The organism is Methanosarcinales archaeon (assembly GCA_014859725.1).
Lineage (GTDB): Archaea > Halobacteriota > Methanosarcinia > Methanosarcinales > Methanocomedenaceae > Kmv04.
Genome location: JACUTQ010000233.1, coordinates 1 through 2,603 on the forward strand (window position 1 = coordinate 1; position 2,603 = coordinate 2,603).

The window sequence follows — 2,603 nt, forward strand, 5'->3', positions numbered from 1 at the left end:
AATATCGAAAAATCACATAATTTATAGTCGATTTCCTATTCGGAATTTTACCCACTTTAGGGGTATTCAAAAATATACATGTACTAAAAAATAGGTATATTTACGAGTACGGAGGTATTTAAAAATATATACAATATCATCAAGATGAGCCCTGTGATATGGGTGTACCAGAGAGGGGCTGGAATCAGTTCAATATTAACCACAGAGGAACACAGAGAAAAGCAAAAACGCTCTGTGCACTCTGTGTCCTCCGTGGTTTTAAAATTAAATAGTAATATATTTCAACAGGTATGACGGCATACACACAACAACTGAATACAACTTCCCTAACTCACACCCGGCGCATATCCACCCCCACATAGCGACCCCCAGCAGGAGGAGGCATGAATCATATTCATAGTCGGCACCCTGTTTCACATTCCTGACTCTCCGGACCCAGGCTACATGAATCAACAAGGCTGGCTGCCACCATGCCCCCCTGACGGGCTGCGGTGGCAGGGACTGCTAATCATATTGCCCCAATTAAATTACTCTATAATTATATTTTCATGGACAGCCACACCTGTCTGCACCCTTATGTCTGGACAGCCGGTCAAGTGCATCAGGGGCAACGCAGGTGAGTGGAAAATGGCGGAGGGGAGTTAGCATTTCAGAGACTTTTTAATTTATTCTGGAATGGGTCATAGCAAAAAAGATTAACCGCAGAGGACGCGGAGGAACGCGGAGGGTTGTTATTTTTCTCTGCGTCCCTCTGCGTACTCGGCGGTTTTCCAGATCTACCCGAAAATAATAAAAAGTCTCGCATTTCAGGACACTGATTTAAAGTATCGTAAATCTGACATTCAATATCAAGAATAATAAGGTTACAAAGATTAACTTTACGTTAAATCCACAGCCTTAAATAATATCTTTATTAATTTAATTGCGATGAAACTTGAAGAGCGCTTAGATTTGCTAAAACAAAAAGTTCAAAATGATGACTTTCTGTGCGCAAGAGGACTTGGTAATGAGATTCCATTCTGGATATTTGACTATCCTCCTGAAAAAGAGTTGCTTGTCCGTGAAACAATCGATAAAATTACACTTAATCTGGGAAAAATATCTGTGAATGTCCTTGTCATTGATTTATTTGAAATGTGTCTGGAATTGTTGAATAATAAACTTAATAATGATACGATATTCGAATTTGAAAATAAGAACGGTTCAGATGAATTGCTTAAAAAACTGAAAATTATGCTCAAACCTGAAATCGTCAAGAAAGCTATACAAGTAAAGATGGAATCCAGTGGAGATGTTCAATTAATGTTTTTGACCGGTGTGGGTAAAGCGTGGCCTCTTGTACGGTCTCATTCAATTCTCAACAATTTACAACCAGTATTGGGCAATGTCCCGTTGGTAACATTTTACCCGGGAAAATATGACAATTATGAACTGAGCCTATTTGGAAAATTTACAGACGGAAATTATTACCGTGCATTTCCCCTTATCAATGATAAAATATCTGAGATCTTAGAGTGATAAAAATGTCTGCAAATGTTAAGATTGAGGACCTATTTCAGAAGGATATTAAAAGACAGATTGACGGGGTTATCAAGGTAGATAAAAACGATGATGATAGCGTCTATATCGAACTTGAGGAATATGTGGTTACGAAAGAGTCGTTGAAACATTTTGACAGGTTCTTTGACAGATATTACAGTGCCACTCATACACCAACAGATAAGATCGGGGCGTGGGTATCTGGTTTTTTTGGTTCTGGTAAATCCCATTTTATTAAGATCTTATCATACTTGCTTGAAAACAAAACTGTATATGATAAAACAGCTCTTGATTTTTTCAGACAAAAGATTCATGACCCTGAGATGTTCGGTACCATCGAAAAATCAGTGAATCATGGTACAAAGGATGTTATTCTTTTCAATATAGACTCCAAAGCAGGTGATAGCAAAGAACGGATCGTCAATATTTTGATGAGAGCGTTCAATGAAAACAGGGGCTTCTTTGGAGATGTCTTCTGGATCGCTGAACTTGAAGAACATTTGCAGGATAAGGGATTATACGATGCTTTCAAAGCAGAGGTATTAACATTAAGCGGTGATACCTGGGAAGAAAAAAGAGAATCATATGCTTTTAACAATGATGACATTATAGAGGCTCTTACCAATTGCGGATTTCAAAGCAGAGACGAATCTGTGCGGTTGTTTGAGAGTGACGGCCGAAATTACCATCTTGATGTTGAGAAGTTCGCAAAGAAGATTGATAAATACTGCAGGTCAAAAGGCAAAGACCATCAGATAATTTTCCTTATAGATGAGATCGGACAGTACATAGGCGAAGATAGTGAATTGATGCTCAACCTCCAGACTGTTGTGGAAGAGCTTGGTACAAAGCTGATGGGGAAGGCATGGGTGATCGTGACATCCCAGGCTGATATTGATACTGTTACAAAGGATAAGGTCAAAGGTAATGATTTCTCAAAGATACAGGCACGTTTTGATACGAGGCTGAGTTTATCAAGTGCAAATGTGGATGAAGTAATCAAGAAGAGGATATTGCTTAAGAAAGTAGAGCACAGTGAGATGCTTGCTTCATTCTATACTGAA

General features: G+C 38.7%; 3 protein-coding genes. 2 read left to right on the forward strand and 1 reads right to left on the reverse strand.

Annotation, left to right across the window (positions count from 1 at the left end; all coding sequences use genetic code 11):
- Positions 1–264 precede the first annotated feature (264 nt).
- Complete coding sequence (locus tag IBX40_12600; GenBank protein ID MBE0525149.1) at positions 265–456, reverse strand: hypothetical protein; 192 nt, start codon at positions 454–456, stop codon at positions 265–267.
- Between the two features lie 471 nt (positions 457–927).
- Between IBX40_12600 and IBX40_12605 the strand changes: the two genes are divergently transcribed.
- Both IBX40_12605 and brxC read left to right on the forward strand, forming a co-directional pair.
- A complete protein-coding gene (locus IBX40_12605; protein ID MBE0525150.1) occupies positions 928–1,518 on the forward strand; it encodes a DUF1788 domain-containing protein in 591 nt (196 codons plus the stop codon).
- A gap of 5 nt (positions 1,519–1,523) precedes the next feature.
- Positions 1,524–2,603 (forward strand): BREX system P-loop protein BrxC (gene brxC / locus IBX40_12610; GenBank protein MBE0525151.1); only part of this gene is annotated, 1,080 nt, incomplete at its 3' end.

What these genes read in the sequence shown, in the direction of transcription:
- IBX40_12605 (MBE0525150.1), top strand. Translation starts at nt 928, where the DNA reads ATGAAACTTGAAGAGCGCTTAGATTTGCTAAAACAAAAAGTTCAAAAT.